Below are 23,710 nucleotides of genomic sequence, written 5' to 3' on the forward strand. Positions count from 1 at the left end.
CTGCTCATCGGGCAGTTGTGGTGCCGGATTCCATCACGAAATCCAGATTTCGGAACCTGTTTAGGGTGAAATCCGCCATCAACGGGTGAGGCTCACCCCGAGAGACGAGATGCGCCAATGTCAGCCCCCCGGCGGGAATGGCCTTGTATCCACCCCACCATCCGGCGGTAATGAAAAGCCCTTCGATTTCCGTCTTGGACATGATCGGAGAGGCGTCATGTGCGATGTCCAGGTGACCACCCCATTGCCGCATCAACTTGAGTTTCTTGAACGACGGGAACAGCGACAACATCGCTGTCACCGTGTCTTCGAACACATGTTGCTTGATGTCCCGTCGAAAGCTCTGCCCCATATCGGGCGCGCCGCCGATCACCATCTCTCCCTTGTCGGACTGGCTGAAATAGAAGCCACTATCGGGGCAGTTGACGATCACGTCGACCAGCGGCTTGACCGGCTCCGAGACAAAGGCTGTCAGGTTTATGGTGCGCAAAGGAAGTTTCAATCCGGCGGTTTCGGTGATTGTTGTCGTGTGACCTGACACGGCCACCACTACCTTGGGCGCCGCCACTGTGCCACGAGTGGTCTCGACCCCTTCGATACGACCGCCCGCACCACGTATCAGTGACAGAACAGCAGTTTGTTGATGTATTTCAACCCCCAACGCATCCGCACCGCGAGCGTAGCCCCACGCCACCGCGTCGTGCCGATTGACCGCGGCATCCGTATGCACCATCCCGCCGATCACCGGCAAACGTGCATCTGGGCCGCCCCCGGTCAGTGCCGGTATGCGGCGGCGCAATTCCTCTGTCGAGATCTGCTCATAGGTGGATCCATAGATGTCCATAGTCAGTTGCCGACGACGCAGCTCACGCATTTTGGGGTAGGTCTGAACGACATCGACCATGGTGCGCTTGGAGTGCATCATGTTGAAATTCAACTTTTTTGTGAGCCCTTCGTACATCTCTACCGACTTGACATAGAAGGGAATCGATGCGTCTCGCATGTAGTTTGAGCGGATCGTGACCGTGTTGCGGGCAATGTTGCCGCCGCCCAGCCAGTCTCGTTCCAGAACGGCTACGTTGGTGATTCCGAACTCCTTGGCGAGGTAGTAAGCGGTGGCCAAACCATGGCCGCCGGCGCCTATGATTATGATATCATAGGAAGATTTCAGCGGCGGAGAGCGCCAGGCGCGGTGCCAGTTTCGGTGGCCGGTCATCGCGTTTCGGGCGAGAGAGAAGATCGAATACTTTTGCATGTTAATAAGAATATTTACTTTGACTAATATTTCGTCAAGAAGTTTTTACTTGAGATCAAGCCAATGTTATATCAGCAATGCGTTGCTTTTATTAGATCTTTTTGATTGAGTACTTAAACCACGGCTCGAGAGGACGGACAATTTGGCCGAGTGCAATTCAGAGGAGGCGTCCTTCTTCGGCCTGGATGGTGCCGGACCGGTTTCTTTCGGAATTGTCCGAAATGTACATGTTCATCACCCCCGATTGTTCGAATTGTACTTTTGTCTGCCTGTCCTAAATTTTCTCTTTGCGAAAAATTTTGACTTTCAGTAAATTCGCCACAAGCGTGCCAAGCCATGGAGACCATCATGCAAAATGACCTGATCGGCAGTGAACAATTCATTCGCAACAGCTGGTACGTCGCCGGGCGCAGCGCGGATTTTGGACGCACGCTGACGGCGGCAAAGCTGCTGGGCGACGCCGTCGTGATCTTTCGCGGCGAACAGGGCGAACCAATCGCACTGGAGGATGCCTGCCCACACCGGAAACTGCCACTGTCACGCGGACGGATCGAGGGCAGCGCGGTGGTTTGTGGCTATCACGGGCTGACCTTCGATTGCACGGGCGCCTGCGTCGCCGCCCCGACACAGGAGGATTCCATCCCCAAACGCGCCACGGTCCGGTCCTACCCTGTTGAGGACCGGTGGGGGTTCCTGTGGATCTGGATGGGCGATGCCGACAAGGCCGACCCCGACACCATCATCGACATCCCCAATTTCGACAATCCGCAATGGGGACGCACCCCGCTGGGCGCGATGTCGATGGCCTGCAACTATCTCTACATCACCGACAACCTGCTTGATCCCAGCCATGTCGCCTGGGTGCACGTGACCTCGTTTGCCGGGGCGGGTACCGACAACCGGCCGCTGGAGATGGAAGAAAGCGAAGACCATGTCACGATCTTCCGCTGGATTTCGAACGAGCCGCCCGCGCCCTATTACAAGCCCCTGCTTGGATTTGGCCCCAACTGCGACCGCAAGCAGCACTATGAATGCCGCTTGCCGTCCATCGCGATCAACAAGTCGATCTATGCCCCCGCCGGAACCGGTGGCCAGGACAAGACTCTGCCGCCCGAGACCTTCATGAACATCTCCTACAATTTCATCACGCCGGTGGATGAGGAGAACTCGCTCTATTTCTGGTTCCAGCACCGCAACCAGCACGCCGGCGACGAAAGCATCGACAAGCACATGTTCGAAGGCGCCATCATGGCCTTTACCGAAGACAAGGAGGTGCTGGAGGAAGTTCAGACCGGCATGGCAAATCGCAAGACGCCCTATCTCAACCTTGGGCTTGACGCGGGCGCCATGCGCTTTCGCCAAAAAATCGCCCGCCGCGCCAAGGAAGAACAATCCGCGCCTGTCGCCGCAAAATGACATGGCTTGCCGCTGGCGAACCGAGCCTTCTTGATACGGGGCCGGGCCAACCTTAGATTGGGCGGGCTGAAACGCGAACAGAAGCAGAGGCGGCGGTGGCGTCAGGATCTGAGATAGACGTGGAAATCGGGCGCACGCTGAACCGGCTGCGAACCGAAAGATCGCTGACCGTTACCCAACTGGCGGCCAAGGCGAACCTGTCCACCGCGATGATCTCGCGGATCGAAAACGGTCATGTCTCGCCCTCGCTCTCTTCGATGCATGCCTTGGCTGACGCCTTGTCGGTATCGCTGATGGCCCTGTTTTCCCACAGCAACAGCGCGGCGGATGTCCATCATGTGAAGGCCGGGCAAGGCCTGCCCTCGCGCCGCCTGACGCCCGATCACGCCCATGACTATCTGATGCTGGGCAAGCATAGCGGGCCAAGCGGTATTTTTCAGGCCTCGCGCATACGGATATTGCGGGAGAATTCGGGCACATTGCCCAGCTACCAGCATGAGGGCTATGTCTTTATCTACATGATCGAGGGCGAGGCGACTTATGGCTGCGGCGAGGAACAGTTCGAAATGTCGGCGGGAGATACGTTGAGTTTCGACGCCAAGCTGCCGCACGGGTTCAAGAAAATCCGCTCGCCAGCGATCGAGTTCATCACCACCTCGACCCGACCGGCCTGATCAGCGACACCGGCGGGACTGAAAAGGCTAGTGACCCAGAAGCTGGCTGAGGAACAGTTGCGCACGGTCGCTTTGAGGATTGCCGAAGAACGCCTCGGGCTCGGCCACTTCGATGATCTCGCCCTCGTCCATGAACACAACCCGGTCGGCCACCTTGCGGGCAAAGCCCATCTCATGGGTCACGACGACCATGGTCATTCCCTCTTCGGCCAGTTCGATCATGACGTCGAGCACCCCTGCGATCATCTCGGGGTCCAGCGCCGAGGTCGGTTCGTCGAACAGCATCACCTTGGGTTTCATGCACAGCGATCTGGCGATGGCGACCCGCTGTTGCTGACCGCCTGACAGCTGCGCGGGATATTTATCGGCCTGCGCCGCGATATGGACCCGGTCAAGATAGTGCATGGCCAGTTCGGTTGCTTCCTTGCGGGACATGCCGCGATTTCGGACCGGCCCGAGGGTCAGGTTGTCGACGATGGTCATGTGCGGGAACAGGTTGAAGCTTTGGAACACCATGCCGACCTCGCGCCGGATGTGTTCGATGCTTTTCATGTCGGGCGTCACCTCGACGCCATCAACGTGGATCGTTCCCTTCTGGTGCGCCTCAAGCTGGTTGATGCAGCGGATCATGGTTGATTTGCCCGATCCGGACGGGCCGCAAACCACGACTTTTTCGCCCTCGTGCACGGTCAGGTTGATGTCGAAGAGCGCGTTGAAATCGCCATACCATTTGCACATGCCGGTGATTTCGACCAGCGGTTTGCCGGGTGAGGATTGCAGCATCGGAAACTCCTATCGGCGACTGCGGGCGGCGCGGCGTTCAAGCCAGGCGAACAGAACCGCGAAACTGTAGCACAGGACGAAATACATGCCGCCCACCAGTATCCATGTCTCGAAGACCTTGGTGGTTGTGGCGGCGACTTCGGTGGCGAGAAAGGTCAGCTCCTGGATCGAGATGAGCGATACGATGGCGCTGTCCTTGATCAGGGTGATGAACTGCCCGGCCAGAGGCGGCAGGATCTTGCGGATCGCCTGTGGCAGGATCACGTCACGCAGGACGTTGGTGCGCGACAGGCCGATGGCGCGGGCGGCCTCCCACTGGCCCTTGGGTACGGACTGGATGCCGGCGCGCACGATCTCGGTCACGTAGGCGCCTTCGAACATCGCCAGACACAGGAGGCCGGCAAGGAAGTTGGACAACAGGCGCGGGTCGCCGAACAGGAAGCGAAAGACGGGGTTGTCGACCATGCCGCCATCGGGATTGATGTCTTCCAGCCCCAGCGCGGGGAAGAGCTGACTGGAGATGAAGAAGAAGAAGATGAAGATGAACACCACCGGCGGGATGTTCCGGATCAGTTCGACATAGCAGCGGCTGATGATCCGCAGGGTGAGGTTCTCGCTGGTGCGCCAATAGCCCATCACGATGCCGATCACGGTGGCCAGAACGGTGGCCCAGACGGCAAGGCGCAGCGTGGTGAACAGCCCGGTCAGCAGCAGGTTTCCGACCCAGCGGCCGGTATCGGCGTCAAAGCGGACCAGAAACCCCAGGACCCGCGACCAGTCCCAGTTATAGACGAGAACGTCATTCACCCGGTAGCCAGCATAGGCCACAAGACCAAGCACCAGCGCAAACAGCGCGTAGTCGACCGGCGTCAGGCGTTTGCGGGGCGGGGCCGGAGGCGGCGCGTTTCGGTCCATCATGCTATCCCGAAGGGCCGGAGGCGCGGGGCGCCTCCGGGGAGTGGCGTTACTGGCTTTCGGCGACCATGTCTTTCCAGGCCGACTGATCCTTGAACCAGTAGTCATGGGTTTCCTTCAGCCAGCCGTTGGAGGTGTTCACCACGATCCAGTTCGAGAAGAAGTTCAGCGCGTCGCTGTCGCCCTTGCGAAGGGCAAAGGCCTCGTCACCCTTGCTCAGGTTCTCGCCGTCATTGGCGACGAATACCTTGTCGGGATGCGCTTCGGACCAGAAGAGCGGCTTGGGCGCGGAGGAGATCATCGCATGGGCGTTGCCGTTCACGACTTCCTGGAAGGCCTGGGCATCGTCGTCAAAGCGGCGCAGGTTGGCCTTGGGAAACTGCTTTTGCGCCAGGTTGCAGGGGGTGGCGCCACGGCGGCAGGCAATGGTCACCGAAGTGTCGTTGTAATCCTCAAGCGTGGTGAAGCCGCCCGCGAGTTCCTTGTTCGCGGCCATCTGCTGGCCGGAATGCGCGTAGGGCGTGGTGAAATTGACCGTCAGGTTGCGCTGCGGCGTGATCGACATGCCGCCGATGATGACATCGAACTTCTTGGCGATCAGCGCGGGGATGATACCGCTCCATGCCGTGGGAACAAACTCGATCTCGACGCCCATGTCTTCGGCCACCTTCTTGGCGACGTCGATCTCGAACCCGATCAGGTTGCCTTCCTTGTCGCGCATGGCCCACGGCACGAATGTGGCCATGCCGACCTTGAGCTTGCCGCGCTTCTGAATCTCGATCAGGACACTTTCCTGTTCTTCCGCCGCGACCGACGTGGACGAGACGCCAAAGCTGGTTGCGGCAATTGCTGCCGCTGCGAGCAGGCCTTTGACTGGTTTCATGAATTTCATTGGTGTTACCTCCGATGTTGCGTTTGGCATCCTGTTTTCAGGATTTATCGTTTGTCCTTGTTGAGAGATCGCTCGAACAGGCTGACGCCGATCGACAATGTCAGGGTCACTGCCAGATAGATGCCTGCGACGATGAACCAGACCTCGAACGCCATGAATGTGTCGGCGATCAGGTTCAGGCCCGCCGTGGTCAGTTCCGCAACCGCGATGACGCTGACGATGGCCGAATGTTTGATCAGTGAAATGATCAGGCCCGTGAGTGGCGGCAGGATCAGCGGCAGCGATTGCGGAATGATGATGAAACGGTATTTGTCGACGATGTTCAGCCCGATTGCGTCGGCGCCTTCGTACTGGCCCTTGTCGACCCCCAGGATACCGCCCCGAATGATTTCGGCGGCAAAGGACCCTTCGAAGAAGGCCAGACACAGTACTCCGGCCCAAAACCGGTCAATGCCGAAGATCGGGGCCAGCACGAAGTAAAACAGAAACAGTTGAACCAAAAGCGGCGTGTTACGGATTGCTTCGAGATAGGTGGTGGCAATGACCCGGCCCGAGATCGAATCCGACAGGCGCGCAAAGGCGGTGACAAAACCGATCAGAACCGCGAATACCCCGGCGATCGAGGCCAGTTTGAGGGTTTGGATCAGGCCGCGAACCAGCGGACCCCAGATGAGTTCACCATCGATGACGCGATAGAAGAATGGCTGTACCCGGTACCATTGCCAGTTGTAGTCCATCGCGTCGGCGCCCCGCCAGATCAGGAAACCGACAACGGCGAACACCAGAACCGCCTGCCCGATCTGCCACAGAGTGCGAGTGAGTTCGGCCATGTTCAGTTCGGTCTTTTCGCGTCGCCGTCTGTCGCGGGGCGTTGCCGCCCATACGCGTCCCGCCATAGCTTCTCCTCGCCTTGCGGCATAAAACATGCCTCTGAAGTATCAATTTCAATCCATAGCTCTGTCAACATATTTCGGGCAATGGTTTGCAAAAATGCTATGCATTGATAAATCAATTGTGTCAGCGCCGGATATTGAGGAAGTAGATATACCATGAAGATCACGTTCAGACAGGTAGATGCTTTTCGAACCGTCGTGTCCACCGGCACCGTAACCGAAGCGGCATCAATGCTGAGGATTTCCCAGCCCGCGGTCAGCCGATTGATTTCGGACCTGGAAGCCGAGGTCGGGTTTGCCTTGTTCCAACGGTCGGGCCGGGTTCTGGTACCGACCGAAGAAGCCCGCCTGCTGGTTGACGAAGTGCGTCAGGCCGTCAGTGGAATGGAGCACATAAAAGAGGCGGCAACCGCAATCGGCAAGTTTGGTCATGCAAGGTTAAGCCTGGCCGTCACGCCGGGCGTGTCGTCACAGCTTGCCCCGGATTTGATCAGTAAATTCGCCAGAGCGCGCCCCGAGGCGATGGCCCGGATGGAAATCGCATCAAGTGATGACGCGGTCGAATGGATGGTGTCCCAGAATTATGATTTCGGCATCACCACGATGGAACCCGCCAATCCGTCATTTGAAAGCATGGTGATCAAGGACAATGACGTGTACTGCGTACTGCCCAAGAACCACCGGCTTGCCGACAAGACCATCGTTCAGGCCCGCGATCTGGCTGGCGAAAGCTTTATCTCGTACATGCCGTCCTCACGTTTCCGGTTCGAGATCGACCAGTTTTTCGAAGCCAAGGGGATTGAGCGCAGGATGCAGTACGAGACCCGGACGACCGACGTGATCTGTCGTCTGGTTGCCCGGGGGATGGGCGTTTCGGTTGTCGGATCAAGCGGCGAGTATCTGAAGAGCTTTACAGATTGCGTGGCGCTGCCTTTTGCGGCGCCACTCAATTTCCGGGCCGTACTGTTCTGGTCGAAGAACAAGCCGGTTTCCGCCGTTGGCGAAACCTTTCTGGATGTTGCCCGCGCGAGCCTTACGGACGCCGGTTGAGCGCCCGCCGGAAGGTATCGCGCGCGCCGGCACTGTGGATATAGTCGTAGTCGCGCGGATAGGGATCGCCCGCGACAATATCCAGCGCGACAAATTGCGGGCCGGATTGGGCCAGTATGCCGGGCAGCGCGCTGTCCAACCGATCCAGGGTATCGATCTGACATGATCCGGCATAGCCCGCGGCACGCGCCATTGTGTGAAAATCGACCTTGTCAGCGCCGGGCAAGGGGTGTGCGCCGTTGACCTCGTAGACCCGGTTCACCGACAGGAAGTGATACAGGTTGCCGACCCCGGCATTTGCGATGGTCACCAGAGACCCGAGATTCATCAGCAGGCTACCGTCACCGTCGAGCACGATCACCCGGCGGTCGGGATTGGCCAGCGCCAGACCCAGCCCGTGCGAAGACGCCTGCCCCATCGCGCCCACGGCCACATAGTTCAGGTCGCGCGGGTTGAGCGCCAGCCAGTCGAAACAGGTCTGATAGACGGCGACAACGATATCATCGTCGCGCACATGCGGGATCAGGGCTTTCAATGCGTGATCGCGGCGCAGGGTCATGATACCTCCGGGGGACGGCCAATCAGGAAGATATGCGGGCGCGACGCGGCATAGGCGGCGTCGATCGCCAGAGGGATATGGTCGATATCCTCGGGGTTTTCGATCAGCGAATGCGACAGGTTCATCGCGTCCAGCACCGGGCGGATGATCCGGACCCCGAAAGAGCCCGAGAGGTCGGGAGGCAGGTGCGGCTCTTTTCCCTGCAGCCCCACCATCATCACGACGGGCAGTTCGTAATCGACGCCGATGGCCCGGATGGCGTTCAGGGAATCCATCAGCCCGGTCTGTTGCATCATCAGCAGGGCGCGGGTGCCGTTATAGGACATGGCGCCACAGATGCTGACGCCTTCGTCCTCCTTGCAGATGCGGGTGAGGCGGAAATCGGGGTCGCGCGAGATCGGCCAGAGCAGGCCGTCGCTGGTGACGATATCCGGCAGGGCCACGATTTCGCGCACGCCGGACACCTTGAGCCTGGCAATGATCTGGGCGCCCGAAGGATAGGCGACCGGGGGCGCATCGGGAGTGATGGCGACGCCGGACCCCATCAGTCCGCACCGCTCAGAAACAGCGCGATGGCATCGCGCGCGGCCTCGATCTCGTGCGCGTGGCCAATGCTGATGCGGATGTAGTCCCGATAGGCGGGCGAGGCGAAACGGCGAATGGCGATGCCCCGCTGCCGCAGGAACCGGTCACAGGCTGCGGCGGACCGGCCCGGATCGGGAAACTGTGTCAGGATGAAATTGGCCTGGCTTGGCACCACCGGCAGGCCGAGGTCAGTCAACTCGGCTGTCAGCCAGTCGCGCCCGCGTCGGTTGGCAGTGCGGACGAATTCCGTGTGCGCCCGATCCTCGAGCGCGGCGACCGCTGCGGCGACCGAGGGTGAGGCGACCGGGAAAGTCAATGCGATGCGGCGCACCGAGTCGATCACATCATCGGGGGCGTAGATCCACCCGACCCGCGCACCCGCGAGCCCGAAGATCTTGGAAAAAGTCCGGCACATGACCACGTTTCCGGCCCCTTCCACCAGCTTGTGCGCGGGTTCGAAATCGGGGGCGTCCACGTATTCTTCGTAGGCGCTGTCGATGACCAGCAGGCAGGTGTCGGGCACCGCCGCATGCAGCCGCCGCAGCTCTGCCCCGCTCAGGTAGGTGCCGGCGGGGTTTTCCGGGTTGGCAACATAGACGATGCGGGTCCGGTCGGTGATCGCTGCGATCATCGCATCAACCGACGGCTTGAAATGGTCGTCCGTCACCGAGATCACCTCGGCATCGTTGGCATGCGCGTAATTCGGCACCTTGAGATAGCCGTTGGCGCTGCGGATCAGTTCGGTTCCCGGCCCCAGATACGCGCGCGCCAACCGTGCCAACAGATCATCCGAACCCTGACCGGTGGCGATCCGCGCCGGGTCCAGGCCGAAATGCGCGGCAATTGCAGGGGCCAGGACATGGTCCGGATCTTCCAGATAACGCTCGATCCCGGTGACTGCGGCGCGCGCTGCGGCATGCGCATGCGGGCTGGCTCCGAACACGCTTTCGTTCGAATTCAGAAGTATCGACGCGGGCGGTACAGGTTCGGATGGAGCACCGATCATGTGCGCCTTGATTCTCTCAATTCCGGCCTTGGCGCGGGCAACAGTCATCGAGGTCTCCGTTTCAAGATTTTCTTGCATCACATGATTACAGCATTTTTGCAATTCACTTGCAAAAAAATTATGTTAGAAGAATGCAGGTTATCGTTATCGGATGTATCTGGAATGCGTTTGCACGATTTGGACAGCAGGCTGAAATCGACCATCGACCTGGATAAGCCGGGTTTTCAGACCGGCGATCTGATGCTGCGCTGGTCGGACAACTCCAACCCTCTGGGGTATCATCCGATCCCGATCTTGAGCTTCAAAGGCGGCACGGGACCAACAGTTCTGATCGTTGGCGGCACCCACGGGGACGAGTTCGAAGGGCCGGCCGCAATCATGCGACTGGCGGAGGTGCTGGATGCGGTGCAGTTGAACGGTCAGGTTCTGCTGGTTCCAGCGCTGAACGCCCCTGCCCTGGCCGCATCGACGCGGGTTTCGCCTTTGGATGGCGGCAATCTGAACCGTGCCTTTCCCGGCGACCGGGATGGCGGCCCGACCGAGATGATCGCGGATTTCATCGAGCGGGTTCTGATACCCCGGTGCGACGCGGTGATCGATCTGCATTCGGGCGGCAAGGCGTCTGTCTTTGCCGCCTGCACGCTGGCCGGACCGTATCAAGACCCGGAATTGACGGAGCGTAGCCGGAAGTTGGCGCAGTGCTTCGGCCTGCCCTTGGTATGGGTGCTGGGCGAACACAATGACGACCGCTCGGTCAACGCGGCGGCGGCGCGCGCCGGTGTACCGATGATCGCGGCGGAACTGGGTGGCGGCGGCGGCGCCGATCCGCATATCACCGACCAGACCGAAGCCGGTTTGCGCAACTGCCTGATCCATCTGGGCCTGCTGCCGGGGAAACTGCGCGAACCGCCCCTGCCCCGTCATGTTCATATCGCCTCTCCGCTGCATTCGGTCTTTGCCCCGTCGGACGGGCTGTTCGATCGTCTTGTGAGCGCGGGCGAAACTGTTGAGGCAGGTCAACTGGCCGGAACCCTGCGATTCCCGCTGGAACCTGCGCGAGACCCCATACCATTGCCCTTTCCCGAAGCTGGCTTTGTTCTGGCGCATGGCAACCGGGGGATGGTGCGCCGGGGTGAAATGCTGGCGCTGGTGGCGCAAGACCTGCCCGCAACCGGGGGAGGATGAATGCGCATATACGCTCCGTTCATAGATGGCCGCTCGCTCGGCTGGTCGGGGCCGGTACTGGACAGTACCGACCCCGCAACCGGTCAGGTCTGGAGCCGGGTTGCCAGATGCCGCGCGGTCGAGGCCGACCTTGCCGTGCGGGCAGCGGACCGGGCCTTTCGAACCGGGCACTGGGCCGGGGCGGATACCGGGGACAGGGCGCGAATGCTGGAGCAACTGGCTGATGTGCTGGAGGCCCGCTGGGAAGAGCTGGTCGAGCCGGAAATCCGCGACAATGGCAAACGTATCACCGAAGTGCGCGCGCAATTCGCCGGGCTGCACAGCTGGTATCGCCATTTCGCCGCTGAGGCGCGCAACTTGGGACCGGAGCGTCAGAATAACGCGGTCGCGGGGGTCGAGAGCACCGGCTATCACCTGCCTTATGGCGTGGTGGTCGCCATCACCCCCTGGAATTCACCGTTGATGATCCTTGCGTGGAAGCTGGCCCCGGCGTTGGCGGCGGGCAATACGGTAGTGGTCAAACCGTCAGAGATGGCTTCGGCCTCGACACTTGAATTTGCCCGTATGGCACACGAAGCAGGGCTGCCAGGCGGTGTGCTGAACGTGGTGACCGGTCTTGGGCACGAGGTGGGTGAGGCGCTTGTGCGCCATCCGTTGACACGAAAAGTCACGTTTACCGGTTCGGATCTGGGCGGCCGCAAGGTGGCCGAAGCGGCGTCGGCCGGGGTTGTACCCACAACGCTGGAGCTGGGTGGCAAGTCGGCCCAGGTGGTTTTCGCCGATGCCGATATCGAAAACGCGGTGAACGGGGTTCTGTCCGGCATCTTTCTGTCCAATGGTCAGACCTGTGTCGCCGGATCGCGGCTGATTGTCGAGGCCCCGATTGCCAAGCGGTTTGTTGACCGCTTGCTAAAGCGCGCGCAGGCGCTGCGGATGGGCGACCCGATGGACCCGGATACGCAGGTCGCGCCGCTGGCCAACGAGCCGCACCTGCGCAAGGTGCGCTCGATGATCGTGCAGGCGAAGGATGACGGCGCCACGTGCCTGCTGGACGGATTGGCAACGGCGCGGGGGCGGGCGGGATTTTATGTCGGACCCACGATTTTCGCCGATGTCGCGCCGCATATGCAGCTGTGGCGCGACGAGGTGTTCGGGCCGGTTCTGGCTGTGACCACATTCGCAAGCGAAGCAGAGGCCATCGCGCTGGCCAATGACAGCGATTATGGCCTGGCGGGCGGGGTCTGGACCTCGGACTCAGACCGGGCCGCGCGGGTGGCGGCATCCATCGAAGCGGGCACCGTTTACGTCAACCATTACCGCAGCGTCGATCCGTCCAGCCCCATCGGCGGAATGAAGCTGTCTGGGTATGGGCGCGAGCTGGGCCCGGAGGCAATCAAGGATTTCCTGCAGGTCAAGTCGGTCTGGACCGGCAACGCGCCGGTGCCAGACCCGTTCCCCTGACCCAAAACGGACCGAACGAAGTAACGGAGGACCCCATGAACGATCTTTTTCAGGCGCCCGAGGGCAATTTTCGCGGTCACGATCAGCAATCGGTTTGGGGCCAGGCGCATGACCCGGAGCTGACCGAGGTCGGCCCCGGCACGCCGTGCGGTGAATACCTGCGCCGGTTCTGGATGCCGGTGGCGATGACCGACCAGATTGGCGATTTGCCTTATCGCATCCGCATTCTGTGCGAGGATCTGGTGCTGTTTCGGGAGAAGAAAGAGGGTCGGCTGGGCTGTACCCATCTGCATTGCTGTCACCGCAACATGAGCCTGGAATTCGGGATTGTCGAAGAGGGCGGCATCCGCTGTTCCTATCATGGGTGGAAATACGGGCTGGATGGCACGGTTCTGGAAACGCCCTGTGAACCGCCCGCCTCTCAGGTCAGGAAAAAGGCCTGTCTGGGGGCCTATCCGGTGATCGAATACAAGGGGCTGGCGTTTCTTTATATGGGGCCAAGCGCCGAGCGCCCGCCTTTCCCCGTCATGGACACGTTCGACGACGAGGGGGACGAGCTGGTGCCCTATCTGATCAAGTCGCCCTGCAACTGGCTGCAGGTGATGGAAAACGCCTGGGATCCGTTCCACGTCGTTTACCTGCATACCAAGGCCGCCCGCGTGCAGTTTCACGAGGCGTTCGCCCATATGCCGATGATCGAGTTCCACGACAGCCAGACCGGCGATTTCTATACCAATGTGCGGCGCGACGGCGATTTCATCTGGGTGCGGGTGCATGATCACATGCTGCCCAGCTTTACCCAGAATGGCGGGCATTTTCCGATCCCCGACCGGTCGCGCTATTTCGGGCGTGGCGGGCTGACCCGCTGGATCACGCCGATTGACGACACCAACACCATGGTCATCGCCTGGCGGCATTTCCGCGAGGACCGGTTCAACGACGATCCGCGCGGCATGACCAATCGCGATGAGGTGGGTTACGGCAAGACCGATTTCTATGGTCAGGGGCCGGACCGGCCCTATGAGATGCGCCAGCGCGATCCGGGCGATTATGACGCCTGGGTCAGCCAGGGGCCGATCAACGTGCATGCGCGCGAGAACCTCAGCTTTACCGACCGCGGCGTGGCCAAGGCGCGGCGCATGGTGCGCAACGCCATCCGGGCGCTGCAAAAGGGCGAGAGGCCGCCGCAACCCACCGACAATTTCGACGCGGTGATCCCGACCTATGCCGGCGATACGGTGCTGAAAATTCCACTGCAGGAGGGCCGCGACGATGGCGCGCTGCAAAAGGAGGTCAGTTTCAAGGTGGCCGAGATCCTGAAATCCGGCGACCATCTGCAAGGCAAAGCGCGCCGGGATTTCATCGAAAACGCGCTGAGGGACTATGAGGCGGGCTGGGCATGAGCACACGTATCCCGCACAATCCCGGCCGGGTCGACTGGTCGGGGGAAAACCCCGGTATCTATCTCAAGCAGAACCCGGATCAGGATCACTATGATACGCTGGCGCTGTTCTTTCGGGTGGTTCTGTCGCCCTATGGGCGGGGCCATGCGGCCATCGTTCTGGGCGCCCCGGACGAGGCGCGCGGCTGGCCGCATGCACCGAACCTGATCATGACCGACAATCAGCGCATGATGCGCTGGATCGTCGATGGCTGGGTGACAAGAATGCCGACCTTTGTCGGCAAGGCCGGGCTGGATGCCATGAGCTGGCTGGATTGTGACAGCGTCGAAAAGCGCCCCGGTGATCTGAAAGGCAGGTATTCCGAAACCCTGCGCGGGTCTGGCGTCACGCTGGAGATGATCTGGCGCGACATGGGGCCGCCGCTGCCGGTCGAAGTCACCAAGGAGAACTCGGCCACCAAGGCGCATGAGATGTATTCGGTGTTTTTGGAGGCGCGGGCAGCCGAGGTCCGGATCAACGGCACCCCCCTGCCCGGTCAGGTGGCCAGCCGTCAGTTCTTTGGCCGCACCATGTCCACGGCATTTCTGGCCTTTTCCGAAACCTGGGTCACGCCAAAGGAGGACATCTGATGCCGCTGAACGAACCGATTACTCCGGGCGTGGTTGACTGGACCGGTGAAAATCCGGGCATCCTGCTGAAAGATGACAATGACAATTTCTCGGCCATGGCGCTGTTCTTTCGCGTCGCCTGGTCTCCGGTCGGTCAGGGACAGGTGCTGTTGCTTTATGGCACGCCGGATCAGGTCGAGGGGGCGGCCGATGCGCCCAATGTCATCCTCAGCGACAATCCAGAGCTGACCGCGTTCCTGAAGACGAACTTCATCAGCAGGCTGGCGGCCTTTGCAAACGCGCCCGCCTTTGCCACCCTGCCCGAGATCGGCGCGCAGGTGGTGCGCAGTTCGGGCGATCCGATGGGCCACCGCTATACCGAGACAATTGCCGGAGAAAACCTGGTGGTGGAGCTTGTCTGGGAAGGGTTTGAACCGCCGCGCGCGCTGGAACTGTCGCCGCATGAGGTGGCCTCGGGCGAGCAGAACATGTTTTCGCTGCTGGTGCCCGCCCATTCGGCGCAGATCATCGTCAATGGCCGCGCGCTGCCCGGCAAGCTGGGCACACGGGTTCAGGCCGGGTACGAAACGACCACCGCGTTCCTGTATTTCTCGGAAACATGGATCATTCCGCCGGAGGGGGCGTGATGCTGCATCCTGCCGATCAGCTTGCATTCGACAAGGCGATGGTGACCCAGCCGGTCTGGAACCGGTTCAACACCGCTGCCGATGCGGTCAAATTGCCGGACAACGTGCTGCTGCATGCCGGCCCGGCCTTTGCCAGCCCCGATCAGATCGCCGCGCCGATTCTGAACTCGGCCTGCGTCGCCTCCGTTTGGGAAGGGTTGGCGCGGGATTTCGATCAGGCGGAGGCGATGATCCTGGCGGGCGAGATTGTGCTGGAACCGGCGCAGGACCATGACGTCGTCACCCCGCTGGCGGCGGTGGTTTCGGCGCATATGCCGCTGCACACCATCTATGACGCCTGGCGCGGTCAGCAACGAGTGTTCACGCCGATCAACGCCGGGTCGCGCCCGGCCATGCGGTTGGGACTGCGGTCCGAGGCGGTGCTGAAGCATATCCGCTGGCTCAACACACGGTTTCTGGAGGTTCTGGAAAACGGACTGGCCGAAGGCATCGCGCTGGTGCCGCTGGCCGTGACCGGGCTGATGGGCGGGGACGACTGCCACGGGCGAACCCCGGTTGCCACCGCTGCGCTGGTGGCCGAGCTGAAGGACCGCACACCGAACGGCATTGCAGACGAAGATTCCCTGGAGTTCATGGCCGGTTCGCCATCGCTGTTCCTGAACCTGTGGATGGCGGCGACCAAGATCATGATGAAACTGGCCGAAGGAATCGAGGGATCGAGCTTTGTCACGGCCGCGGGCGGCAACGGGCGCGACGTGGGTATTCAGATATCGGGGTTGCCGGGGCAATGGTTTTCGGTTCCGGCCACCCCACCCAAGGGCCGGTTCGATGTCGATTTGCCCGAGGATCGCGCCCTGGGAGCGATCGGCGACAGCGCCGTGGTCGAGGCCTTTGGCCTGGGCGCGATGGCCATTGAATTGAGCCCCGAGCAGAAGAAAGGCTTGCAAGCCTTCCTGCCTGCAAACGCGGCGGCCCGCACATCCGGGCTGTCGGTTGGCGCGCATCCCTATTTCGGCGCGCTTGATCTGCGGCTGGGCACCACCGCGCGCGGTGCGGTCGCACAGGGGGCGGGGCCGGTGATCGGGCTTGGCATCCTTGATCGGCTGGGCGAAGCGGGGCGTCTGGGAGGTGGCATTTATGACATGCCGGTCGACCCCTTTGCCGCCGCCCTGAAAGCGCTGGACGCATGAGCGAACTGAACCGGTACCGCGCCTATGAGCTTGCCGCCATGATCCGTGATGGCGAGGTCAAACCGTCAGAGGTGATGGCGGCGCACCTGGACCGGATCGGTTCGCGGGAACCCGTGATCGGGGCATTCCAAAGCCTCGATGCGGAGCGCGCCATGGAGCGGGCACTCGCCGCCGACACTCTCCCCGTCGGCGGGCCGCTTCATGGCGTGCCCTTTGCCATCAAGGACATCATTGACACAAGCGACATGCCGACCGGATGGGGCAGCGATCTGTACGCCGACCGTCGCCCCGAACAGAACGCCGCCTGTGTTGACGCGTTTCTGGAGGCCGGGGCGATCCCGCTCGGCAAGACGGTGACCACCGAGTTCGCCTATTTTCGCCCCGGCAAGACAGCAAATCCCGCCAACCCGGCGCATACGCCCGGCGGGTCTTCGTCGGGTTCGGCCGCGGCGGTGGCCGATTTCATGGCGCCGCTGGCCTTCGGTTCGCAAACGGCGGCCTCGCTGATCCGGCCCGCGGCCTATTGCGGTGTCTGCGGATTCAAGCCGACGGCGGGGCGGTTCGATCTGCGCGGTGTGATGGGTCTGTCGCACAGCCTGGATACGCTTGGAATTCTTTCACGCGACCCTCGCGATCTGGTGCTGGCCGACAGCGTTCTTCGAGTTGCCGAGCTGCCTCCGGTTCCGGCTTTCGATGAAGGTTTGCCAAGGATCAGCCTGATGCGTGGACCACATTGGCAGGACGGATCGATCGAAATGCGCGACGTCTGCACAAGGGCGTTGGCCGCAATCGCGGGGACCGGTGCGGAAACGGGTGAGATTGCTCATCCCGCTGTTTTTGAAGGTCTGGCACGGGCGCATATCGTTGTCATGGGCTATGAGACCGCCCGGCAGCGGGCGCGGGAATACGAGATCGGCGAGCCGGGAATAAGCCCGCAATTCCACGCCCTGATCGAGGCGGGACACCGGGTCGACGAAGCGGAGTACCACGCAGCGCTGGACCTGCGGGATCGGGCAAATGCGATTTTTGATCAGTTGTTTATGGATGTGGACGCGATGTTGGTTCCTTCGGCGCCCGGTCCCGCGCCCAAGGGTCTGGCGGCGACCGGCGATCCGCTGTTCTCGCGCATGTGGGCGTTGTTGCAGGTGCCCTCGGTTGCGCTGCCGTTCGGGACCGATCCGCAAGGCTTGCCGTTGGGCATACAACTGATCGCCCCGCGCGGACATGACGACCGCTTGCTTGACATCGCACAATGGATGCATGGCGTGCTGCAACAGTCTTGGTGAAGCTTCTCGATCCGGACCGAAGGGCTGCTGTTTCGCGCGTTCAACCGTGGCCCGGGTGAGCGAGATCCACACCTGATCTTGGCATCACAGGGTGGTCAGGTCATCGAAGTTTGCGATGACCCAGTTATCAAGCGTTCTGACCACACTGGCCAGCGAATGCCCAAGCGGTGTCAAACGATAGTCCACGCGAGGTGGCACTTCTCCGTAATCGTGGCGCGCGACCAGATTGTATTTCTCCAGCCGTTTGAGTGTCTGCGTCAGCATCTTCTGAGACAGGCCCTCGATCTCTCGCATGAGTTCCGAATTCCGTTTTGGCCCGTCGATAAGCAACGGAATGACAAGCAGCGACCACTTATCGCCAATCACCGCGATGATTTTCCGGGACGGGCACAGCGCGATATATGGGTCGGGTTTGATATCAAGCATTTGTGACCTTTCGACAGGAACCAGAAGGTGCGTACTTTATCATTGGTTCTTATCATAATATCGTCTCTCACATGTGATGCAACAACAAGATTCACTCGAAATCGGAAACCCTGTGGACCGGCCAGGTTGCTGACGGACCCGCTGCTGGCGCGCAGGGCAGTTGAATAGAAAGGAAAACCGATATGGTAAACGTCACGCGAAGAATGGTTCTGGGAACTGCGGCGGTCGCCGCGACTGCCGCGACCATGCCCGGCATGGTCGCGGCCAAGGCGCCAAAGGCATCCGGTCAAGCACCGGGATTTTACCGCAGAAAAGTGGGGGACGCCCAGGTCACCGCATTGCTGGATGGCTACATCGACGTTGCCCACGGGTTCTGGACCAACATCGAACAGGCAACAGTCGAAGACCTGGCTGCCGCTGCGGGTTTGCCGGCATCGGGAGCGATCCGAATTGGTGTCACCTCATACCTCATCAATCAGGGAGATCGCCTGACATTGGTGGACACCGGGTCTGCAGACTATTTCGGCCCAACGGCCGGGCAGTTTCTGACAACGCTGGCGGCGGCTGGATACACTCCGGATCAAATAGATACGATCCTTATCACGCACATGCATCCTGACCACATAGGTTCAATGCTGTCCAACGGCGCTGCGGTGTTTCCGAATGCCGAAATCCATATCTGCGGAACAGAGTTCGACTATTGGACGTCAAGCAGCGAACAATCAGCCGCACCGGACTTTGCCAAGCCCTGGTTCGACGCGGCAAAGGGCGTGAAGGCAGCTTATGATGGCCGGATCAAACTGTTCACCGGTTCCCCCGAAGTTATACCTGGCATTACCGCGGTGCCTTTGGTCGGGCACACGCCGGGTCATACCGGATACCGGTTGTCCTCGGCTGGAGAAGACCTGTTGATCTGGGGCGATGCCTGTGGTGTGGCCTCGGTTCAGTTTCAGCATCCCGAAGCGGGTCTTGCCTTTGATGTCGATGGGGCAACGGGCAAGGCGACCCGCGCCTCACTTCTGGACATGGCAGCCGGCGAGGGCGTTTTGGTCGCTTCGGCCCACTTGCCTTTCCCGAGCTTTGGCCGTGTTCTTCGCTCGGGTTCGGCATACGCATGGCAGCCTGACGAGTACCGGTTCGAGGTTTGATCTGATCCAACACGCCAAGGCCAGTCGTTGGGTTGCCATGGGCGTGTAGAAAGGGGCAGCCAGCATTCACTTGCTGGTTGCCATAGGGCATTTCTGCGACAGGCAGAGCCGGATGAACCCCAGGATTTCACAATGCACGACTATCGCCTGGAAGCCATTTCCAAAGACATTGGCATATCCAGAACCCGACGGCTGACAAGAAAACCAGAGCGGATCAATTCCGGGTGAAAGCCATCATTGCTTGGCAAACATATCATCTGCATGCGCGCTAAGGAGGCTTTCGAGGAACGCATTGAGACGACGACCCTTGGATGCGCTGCGCCGGACGATCGCGGACATCTGCGAGACGAAACGGGTTCCCTTGCACGGGATCTCGCGCGCCAGCCCGGCCTCGATGAATGGATAGGCCGTGTGGGTTGGCAGAAACCCGAGATAGCGTCCTGACAGAACAAGAAGGGCAAGCGCTTCTTCATTTTGGACGAATGCGGATTTTCTCAACTTGAGTTTCTGGTGCACCGACATGTTCGGTGAGTTGAAGCTCAACCCGGCAAACGAAAATGCTCTTAACGATTTCAGTTCGAACTCTTCGCGCGGATCGTCAAACAGCTCGTGCCCCTTTCCACAATAAAGACGCATGTCTTCCTGATAGAGGTTCGCATAGTTGAGCATCGGCGATTGCCGGTGCAAAGGAACGATTCCCAGATTGAAGCGCCCGTTGATCACACCCTCTTCGATGATGTTAGGGGGTTCCATGGATATATCGAGCGTCACACCCGGCGCCCTGCTTCTGAACAAGCGAATGGCCCCAAAGACGTTTGCGCCCGGGTTCGTCGAGGAGTGATCGAAGATCGCGATCTTGAGCTTTCCGGTCAGAGCAGTGTGCGCTTCGTCGATCTGTTCCTGAAACTTGTCGATCGCAGCGAACAGGTCTTCGGCTGCGTCCAGAACATGCTGCCCGTCGGATGTCAGGGAAAAACCTGCCGGCCCCCTGTGGCAAAGCTTGAGGTTCAGACGCGTTTCCAGATCGGAAATATGCTTGCTGATAGTCGAGCGGCCGATGTTCAGCTCGAACTCGGCCGCGGTGAACCCACCGCATGCAACGACGGTGCGAAAAACCTCCAACAGCCGGATGTCTACGTTCGCCACGCGCGATATGATCGATTTTCGCGAGATAAAAGGTTTCCTGTTTATCAAACTTTGCTTCGATTACTTTGTATTACCTGAACGGTAATTGCAAATTATATGTTTTCCATTGGATTTCGGCGCGCGGCATTGCTGTGTCTGTCGCCTGATCCAGCAAGACAAAAAGTCCAACTCCGGAGGAGACTTTATGACACTCATCAAAAACCTGTCATCGTTTGCGATTGCTGCATCAGTTGCGGCTTTTGCTCTTACGGCCCCCGCTCAGGCCAAAAACTTCAAAATCGCGGTGGGCGACAGCGGCGGATCAAGCCAGGAAGCCACGGGTCTGGCATTCAAGGCGAAACTTGAGGAATTGTCCGGCGGCAATCATACCGCAACACTGTTTCTGAACGGCCAGCTGGGCTCGGAACAGGACACCGTGAACGAGGCTGCGATCGGCACGCTGGACATGTCGCTGTTGGCGATCAACAACGTGACACCGTTTTCGCCCTCTGTGGGCGTGTTCACGCTGCCTTACGTCATTCTCAGCCTGGAAGACGCCGAAACGCTGACCCAGGGCCCAATCGGTCAGGAACTGACCGAAAACACCATCAATGACGCAGGCGTGCGCATCATTGCCTGGACCTATACCGGCTTCCGCCGGCTGACCAATTCGAAAAAGCCGGTCAAATCGGTTGCCGACCTTGAAGGCCTGGTCATTCGCGTCCCCAAGAACGAGATCATGATCGACACCTACAAAGCCTGGGGCATCAGCCCGACGCCGATGGCATGGTCGGAAACTTTTGCGGGTCTCCAGACCAAGGTTGTGGATGGTCAGGACAACCCCTACACCACCATCAACGCGATGAAGTTCTACGAGGTGCAAAAGTACGTCACGAACATCCGCTACATCTTCTCGATTGAACCGCTGATCATTTCCGAGCAGGTCTTTCAGGACCTGTCGGCCGAAGATCAGGAAATCATCCTTGAGGCTGGCAAAGCGGCAACCGCGGCATCGGCCCAGTTCCTGCGCGACAAGGAAGCCGAGATCAAGCAGATCCTGCTCGACAAGGGCATGCAGATCGATGATCCGGAAAACAACGAGCAGGAATTCATCGACCTGGCGACCGCTGCCGTTTGGCCGAAGTTCTATGAAAGCATCGGCGGCGTCGAAAAGCTGAACGCGGTGCTGGCCGCGATCGGTCGCGACCCCGTCTCGGAATAATATCGCTCAACAATAACAAATGGCATGCGCTGAACCGGCGCATGCCGCACTGACAGCGAGGGGCCCATGAAAAACTTCTGGGGTGTTTTAGACAATATCGAAAGTTATCTTTGCCGGTTCCTGCTGGCAGTGTTCGTGTGTCTGCTATTCCTTCAGGTCGTGGTGAGAACGTTGTTCAACTTCTCATTCTCCTGGGTGGAAGAGCTTTCGGTTTATATGTTCGTGTGGTTCGTGTTCTTCGGAGCCAGCTATGCGGCCAAGATGGGCGCCCACAACCGGGTGACCTTTCAGTTCAAGTTCCTTCCGCCTCGCGCAATCAAGTTCATCGAGGCATTCGCCGATCTGTTCTGGATCTGCTTCAATGTCTATTTCGTCTATCTGGCGCTGGATTTCATCTTCAACCGGATGAACAAGTTCCAGTCCTCACAGACCCTCGGGTTCCACCTGAGCTGGGTATATATCGTTCTGCCGATCGCGTTCACCCTGATGACAATCCGCATCATCCAGGTGAACTACAAAAAGATCGTCCTGGATGAGGACCTTCGCGATCCCGATGCAATCGATCTGGAAGAAGTACGCGCCGAATTCGGCGGCGACGCAGCGCACGCTGCAAGCGAGGAGGACAAGTGATGGGCGTGGAAATCGTTTATATCCTGTTTGGCGGCTTCCTGCTGCTTTTGTTCATTGGCGCGCCGATCACGGTGGCGCTTGGCGTTTCGACGATGATCACGTTTCTCATCCTCGATGAGAATCCGATCAAATTCGTGCAGATCGCGTTCACCTCTGTCGGGTCTTTCCCGTTGATGGCCTTGCCCGCCTTTATTCTGGCCGGAGCCTTGATGGAGGCATCAGGCCTGTCCCGGCGGTTGATATCCGTGGCCGAAAGCTTTGCCGGTCCGTTCACCGGTGGCATGTCTGCCGCAACGGTGTTTGCCTGCCTGTTCTTCGGCGCAATCTCGGGTTCTGGCCCGGCAACGACCGCTGCGGTCGGTATGCTGATGATCCCGGCCATGATCGACCGCAAGTATGACCGGGATTACGCGTCCGCGATCACCGCGTCATCCGGGGGTCTTGGTATCGTCATTCCACCATCGATTCCGCTGATCATCTTCGGCATTGCCGCCCTTGGCATGCCCGCGCCGCCGGAGGCCGTGGCCGAGCATGGTACATTCCAGACGGTTTCCATCCCGAAACTGTTCATCGCAGGATTCTTCCCCGCCTTTCTGATCGCCGGCAGCCTGTTAATCATGAACTACATCCTGGCCAAGAAGAACGGTTACAAGGGAACCACCGAAGGCTGGTCCGCGCGCCACATCTGGTGTGAAATGTACCGCGGTTTCTGGGCGCTGATGGCACCTGTCGTGATCCTTGGCGGTATCTATTCGGGTTTCTTCACCCCGACAGAAGCCGCAATCGTCGCGATCTTTTACACTCTGGTGGTGGGTACGTTCATCTATCGGGAATTGTCGTGGCACAAGCTTTTCACGTCACTTGAAACGACAACCTGGCTGACAGGCCGTGTGTTGTTGATCATGTTCACGGCGACGGTCTTTGGGCGGTTGCTGGTCGAAAATCAAATTCCGGCCATCATCGCGCAGGGGATGCTGTCGGTCACCGACAATATCTATGTGATCTGGACCCTCGTGATCCTGTTCCTGCTGTTCGTCGGAATGTTCATGGAAACGCTGGCCACGATCCTGATCCTTGTACCGGTCATGCTGCCGGTTGCCTACAGCGTTGGCATCGATCCGATCCACTTCGGAGTTGTCATGGTCTGTACCCTGGGTATCGGCTTTCAGACGCCACCATTGGGAGAAAACCTGTTCATCGCGTCGGGGATATCCAACATTTCCATCGAGCGGATATCAGTGGCTGCGCTGCCGTTTGCCTTCATCAACACTGTGGCAATCTTCATCATCGCGTTTTTCCCTGAAATCTCGCTTTGGTTGCCTCGGGCGTTCGGATACTGAGCGGCAGATGA

At 59.9% G+C, this 23,710-nt stretch carries 24 protein-coding genes; 14 read left to right on the forward strand and 10 right to left on the reverse strand.

Annotated elements, in window-relative coordinates; translation table 11 throughout:
- Positions 1-4: 4 nt before the first annotated feature.
- Positions 5-1,216 carry an FAD-dependent oxidoreductase gene (locus tag AC2FLX_RS11125; protein ID WP_496810327.1) on the reverse strand — a complete coding sequence of 404 codons (1,212 nt, stop codon included), beginning with the start codon at positions 1,214-1,216 and terminating at the stop codon, positions 5-7.
- Positions 1,217-1,603: 387 nt separating this feature from the next.
- Between AC2FLX_RS11125 and AC2FLX_RS11130 the strand changes: the two genes are divergently transcribed.
- Together AC2FLX_RS11130 and AC2FLX_RS11135 are read left to right on the forward strand one after the other, a co-directional pair.
- Positions 1,604-2,671: an aromatic ring-hydroxylating dioxygenase subunit alpha gene (locus AC2FLX_RS11130; RefSeq protein ID WP_496748506.1), complete on the forward strand. Its 1,068-nt coding sequence runs from the start codon at positions 1,604-1,606 to the stop codon at positions 2,669-2,671.
- A gap of 95 nt (positions 2,672-2,766) precedes the next feature.
- Positions 2,767-3,345 carry a helix-turn-helix domain-containing protein gene (locus tag AC2FLX_RS11135; protein WP_480751873.1) on the forward strand — a complete coding sequence of 193 codons (579 nt, stop codon included), beginning with the start codon at positions 2,767-2,769 and terminating at the stop codon, positions 3,343-3,345.
- A gap of 27 nt (positions 3,346-3,372) precedes the next feature.
- On the opposite strand, the gene AC2FLX_RS11140 is transcribed toward AC2FLX_RS11135, so the two are convergent.
- Genes AC2FLX_RS11140 through AC2FLX_RS11155 form a run of 4 tightly spaced genes read right to left on the reverse strand, consistent with a single transcriptional unit; the run spans position 3,373 to position 6,831 of the window.
- Complete coding sequence (locus AC2FLX_RS11140; protein WP_480751871.1) at positions 3,373-4,128, reverse strand: amino acid ABC transporter ATP-binding protein; 756 nt, start codon at positions 4,126-4,128, stop codon at positions 3,373-3,375.
- A 9-nt stretch (positions 4,129-4,137) separates the two neighbouring features.
- The gene (locus AC2FLX_RS11145; protein ID WP_496875429.1) at positions 4,138-5,046 is read right to left on the reverse strand and encodes an amino acid ABC transporter permease; all 909 of its coding nucleotides are present in this window, start codon (positions 5,044-5,046) and stop codon (positions 4,138-4,140) included.
- 46 nt (positions 5,047-5,092) lie between these two features.
- The gene (locus AC2FLX_RS11150) at positions 5,093-5,935 is read right to left on the reverse strand and encodes a transporter substrate-binding domain-containing protein (protein ID WP_496810326.1); all 843 of its coding nucleotides are present in this window, start codon (positions 5,933-5,935) and stop codon (positions 5,093-5,095) included.
- A gap of 44 nt (positions 5,936-5,979) precedes the next feature.
- Entirely contained in the window at positions 5,980-6,831 is an 852-nt protein-coding gene (locus AC2FLX_RS11155) for an amino acid ABC transporter permease (protein ID WP_496810325.1), read from the reverse strand.
- A 153-nt stretch (positions 6,832-6,984) separates the two neighbouring features.
- Between AC2FLX_RS11155 and AC2FLX_RS11160 the strand changes: the two genes are divergently transcribed.
- Positions 6,985-7,878, forward strand: coding sequence for a LysR substrate-binding domain-containing protein (locus AC2FLX_RS11160; RefSeq protein WP_496748508.1), 894 nt, complete (start codon positions 6,985-6,987; stop codon positions 7,876-7,878).
- Here the strand turns inward: AC2FLX_RS11160 and AC2FLX_RS11165 are convergent.
- From AC2FLX_RS11165 to AC2FLX_RS11175, 3 genes are read right to left on the reverse strand one after another with little or no spacing between them, the layout of a single operon-like run.
- Positions 7,862-8,437 carry a thiamine pyrophosphate-dependent enzyme gene (locus AC2FLX_RS11165; RefSeq protein WP_496810324.1) on the reverse strand — a complete coding sequence of 192 codons (576 nt, stop codon included), beginning with the start codon at positions 8,435-8,437 and terminating at the stop codon, positions 7,862-7,864. The genes AC2FLX_RS11160 and AC2FLX_RS11165 overlap by 17 nt on opposite strands.
- Positions 8,434-8,982, reverse strand: a complete 549-nt coding sequence (locus AC2FLX_RS11170; protein ID WP_496807846.1) for a decarboxylase — start codon at positions 8,980-8,982, stop codon at positions 8,434-8,436. Before AC2FLX_RS11170 ends, AC2FLX_RS11165 begins: the two co-directional genes overlap by 4 nt.
- Positions 8,982-10,076 (reverse strand): pyridoxal phosphate-dependent aminotransferase, encoded by a 1,095-nt coding sequence (locus tag AC2FLX_RS11175; protein ID WP_496810323.1) that lies wholly within the window; start codon positions 10,074-10,076, stop codon positions 8,982-8,984. The genes AC2FLX_RS11170 and AC2FLX_RS11175 overlap by 1 nt, the downstream gene beginning before the upstream one ends.
- A gap of 114 nt (positions 10,077-10,190) precedes the next feature.
- On the opposite strand from AC2FLX_RS11175, the gene AC2FLX_RS11180 reads away from it, so the two are divergent.
- From AC2FLX_RS11180 to AC2FLX_RS11210, 7 genes are read left to right on the forward strand one after another with little or no spacing between them, the layout of a single operon-like run.
- Positions 10,191-11,213 carry a succinylglutamate desuccinylase/aspartoacylase family protein gene (locus AC2FLX_RS11180; RefSeq protein WP_496810322.1) on the forward strand — a complete coding sequence of 341 codons (1,023 nt, stop codon included), beginning with the start codon at positions 10,191-10,193 and terminating at the stop codon, positions 11,211-11,213.
- Positions 11,214-12,674, forward strand: a complete 1,461-nt coding sequence (locus tag AC2FLX_RS11185; RefSeq protein WP_496810321.1) for an aldehyde dehydrogenase — start codon at positions 11,214-11,216, stop codon at positions 12,672-12,674.
- A gap of 35 nt (positions 12,675-12,709) precedes the next feature.
- Complete coding sequence (locus AC2FLX_RS11190) at positions 12,710-14,077, forward strand: Rieske 2Fe-2S domain-containing protein (protein WP_496810320.1); 1,368 nt, start codon at positions 12,710-12,712, stop codon at positions 14,075-14,077.
- Entirely contained in the window at positions 14,074-14,706 is a 633-nt protein-coding gene (locus tag AC2FLX_RS11195; RefSeq protein ID WP_496810319.1) for a hypothetical protein, read from the forward strand. Before AC2FLX_RS11190 ends, AC2FLX_RS11195 begins: the two co-directional genes overlap by 4 nt.
- Positions 14,706-15,332, forward strand: a complete 627-nt coding sequence (locus AC2FLX_RS11200) for a hypothetical protein (RefSeq protein WP_496810318.1) — start codon at positions 14,706-14,708, stop codon at positions 15,330-15,332. The genes AC2FLX_RS11195 and AC2FLX_RS11200 overlap by 1 nt, the downstream gene beginning before the upstream one ends.
- Positions 15,305-16,522 (forward strand): YlbE family protein, encoded by a 1,218-nt coding sequence (locus AC2FLX_RS11205; protein WP_496875430.1) that lies wholly within the window; start codon positions 15,305-15,307, stop codon positions 16,520-16,522. The genes AC2FLX_RS11200 and AC2FLX_RS11205 overlap by 28 nt, the downstream gene beginning before the upstream one ends.
- Complete coding sequence (locus AC2FLX_RS11210) at positions 16,519-17,808, forward strand: amidase (RefSeq protein ID WP_496810316.1); 1,290 nt, start codon at positions 16,519-16,521, stop codon at positions 17,806-17,808. The genes AC2FLX_RS11205 and AC2FLX_RS11210 overlap by 4 nt, the downstream gene beginning before the upstream one ends.
- 84 nt (positions 17,809-17,892) lie before the next feature.
- Here the strand turns inward: AC2FLX_RS11210 and AC2FLX_RS11215 are convergent, their stop codons facing one another.
- Positions 17,893-18,234: a winged helix-turn-helix transcriptional regulator gene (locus tag AC2FLX_RS11215; RefSeq protein ID WP_480751847.1), complete on the reverse strand. Its 342-nt coding sequence runs from the start codon at positions 18,232-18,234 to the stop codon at positions 17,893-17,895.
- A gap of 182 nt (positions 18,235-18,416) precedes the next feature.
- Between AC2FLX_RS11215 and AC2FLX_RS11220 the strand changes: the two genes are divergently transcribed.
- The gene (locus AC2FLX_RS11220) at positions 18,417-19,382 is read left to right on the forward strand and encodes an MBL fold metallo-hydrolase (RefSeq protein WP_480751845.1); all 966 of its coding nucleotides are present in this window, start codon (positions 18,417-18,419) and stop codon (positions 19,380-19,382) included.
- Between the two features lie 234 nt (positions 19,383-19,616).
- On the opposite strand, the gene AC2FLX_RS11225 is transcribed toward AC2FLX_RS11220, so the two are convergent.
- Positions 19,617-20,528, reverse strand: a complete 912-nt coding sequence (locus tag AC2FLX_RS11225; protein WP_480751843.1) for a LysR family transcriptional regulator — start codon at positions 20,526-20,528, stop codon at positions 19,617-19,619.
- A gap of 184 nt (positions 20,529-20,712) precedes the next feature.
- On the opposite strand from AC2FLX_RS11225, the gene AC2FLX_RS11230 reads away from it, so the two are divergent.
- The 3 genes from AC2FLX_RS11230 to AC2FLX_RS11240 all read left to right on the forward strand — a co-directional run bounded on the left by AC2FLX_RS11230 (position 20,713) and on the right by AC2FLX_RS11240 (position 23,699).
- Positions 20,713-21,729, forward strand: a complete 1,017-nt coding sequence (locus AC2FLX_RS11230; RefSeq protein WP_480751841.1) for a TRAP transporter substrate-binding protein — start codon at positions 20,713-20,715, stop codon at positions 21,727-21,729.
- Between the two features lie 66 nt (positions 21,730-21,795).
- The gene (locus AC2FLX_RS11235; protein ID WP_480751839.1) at positions 21,796-22,359 is read left to right on the forward strand and encodes a TRAP transporter small permease; all 564 of its coding nucleotides are present in this window, start codon (positions 21,796-21,798) and stop codon (positions 22,357-22,359) included.
- Positions 22,359-23,699, forward strand: coding sequence for a TRAP transporter large permease (locus AC2FLX_RS11240; protein ID WP_496747886.1), 1,341 nt, complete (start codon positions 22,359-22,361; stop codon positions 23,697-23,699). The genes AC2FLX_RS11235 and AC2FLX_RS11240 overlap by 1 nt, the downstream gene beginning before the upstream one ends.
- The last annotated feature ends 11 nt before the right edge of the window (positions 23,700-23,710 follow it).

The sequence above is a fragment of the Ruegeria sp. YKSF57 genome (genome assembly GCF_059612585.1).

Bases quoted from the DNA above. Each gene is read 5' to 3' on its own strand.
- AC2FLX_RS11150 (WP_496810326.1), bottom strand. From the start codon at position 5,935: ATGAAATTCATGAAACCAGTCAAAGGCCTGCTCGCAGCGGCAGCAATT.
- AC2FLX_RS11160 (WP_496748508.1), top strand. From the start codon at position 6,985: ATGAAGATCACGTTCAGACAGGTAGATGCTTTTCGAACCGTCGTGTCC.
- AC2FLX_RS11190 (WP_496810320.1), top strand. From the start codon at position 12,710: ATGAACGATCTTTTTCAGGCGCCCGAGGGCAATTTTCGCGGTCACGAT.
- AC2FLX_RS11235 (WP_480751839.1), top strand. From the start codon at position 21,796: ATGAAAAACTTCTGGGGTGTTTTAGACAATATCGAAAGTTATCTTTGC.
- AC2FLX_RS11210 (WP_496810316.1), top strand. From the start codon at position 16,519: ATGAGCGAACTGAACCGGTACCGCGCCTATGAGCTTGCCGCCATGATC.
- AC2FLX_RS11215 (WP_480751847.1), bottom strand. From the start codon at position 18,234: ATGCTTGATATCAAACCCGACCCATATATCGCGCTGTGCCCGTCCCGG.
- AC2FLX_RS11145 (WP_496875429.1), bottom strand. From the start codon at position 5,046: ATGATGGACCGAAACGCGCCGCCTCCGGCCCCGCCCCGCAAACGCCTG.
- AC2FLX_RS11165 (WP_496810324.1), bottom strand. From the start codon at position 8,437: ATGACCCTGCGCCGCGATCACGCATTGAAAGCCCTGATCCCGCATGTG.
- AC2FLX_RS11185 (WP_496810321.1), top strand. From the start codon at position 11,214: ATGCGCATATACGCTCCGTTCATAGATGGCCGCTCGCTCGGCTGGTCG.
- AC2FLX_RS11140 (WP_480751871.1), bottom strand. From the start codon at position 4,128: ATGCTGCAATCCTCACCCGGCAAACCGCTGGTCGAAATCACCGGCATG.
- AC2FLX_RS11230 (WP_480751841.1), top strand. From the start codon at position 20,713: ATGACACTCATCAAAAACCTGTCATCGTTTGCGATTGCTGCATCAGTT.
- AC2FLX_RS11125 (WP_496810327.1), bottom strand. From the start codon at position 1,216: ATGACCGGCCACCGAAACTGGCACCGCGCCTGGCGCTCTCCGCCGCTG.
- AC2FLX_RS11205 (WP_496875430.1), top strand. From the start codon at position 15,305: ATGGATCATTCCGCCGGAGGGGGCGTGATGCTGCATCCTGCCGATCAG.
- AC2FLX_RS11175 (WP_496810323.1), bottom strand. From the start codon at position 10,076: ATGACTGTTGCCCGCGCCAAGGCCGGAATTGAGAGAATCAAGGCGCAC.
- AC2FLX_RS11130 (WP_496748506.1), top strand. From the start codon at position 1,604: ATGCAAAATGACCTGATCGGCAGTGAACAATTCATTCGCAACAGCTGG.
- AC2FLX_RS11200 (WP_496810318.1), top strand. From the start codon at position 14,706: ATGCCGCTGAACGAACCGATTACTCCGGGCGTGGTTGACTGGACCGGT.
- AC2FLX_RS11155 (WP_496810325.1), bottom strand. From the start codon at position 6,831: ATGGCGGGACGCGTATGGGCGGCAACGCCCCGCGACAGACGGCGACGC.
- AC2FLX_RS11180 (WP_496810322.1), top strand. From the start codon at position 10,191: ATGCGTTTGCACGATTTGGACAGCAGGCTGAAATCGACCATCGACCTG.
- AC2FLX_RS11170 (WP_496807846.1), bottom strand. From the start codon at position 8,982: ATGGGGTCCGGCGTCGCCATCACTCCCGATGCGCCCCCGGTCGCCTAT.
- AC2FLX_RS11220 (WP_480751845.1), top strand. From the start codon at position 18,417: ATGGTAAACGTCACGCGAAGAATGGTTCTGGGAACTGCGGCGGTCGCC.
- AC2FLX_RS11195 (WP_496810319.1), top strand. From the start codon at position 14,074: ATGAGCACACGTATCCCGCACAATCCCGGCCGGGTCGACTGGTCGGGG.
- AC2FLX_RS11240 (WP_496747886.1), top strand. From the start codon at position 22,359: ATGGGCGTGGAAATCGTTTATATCCTGTTTGGCGGCTTCCTGCTGCTT.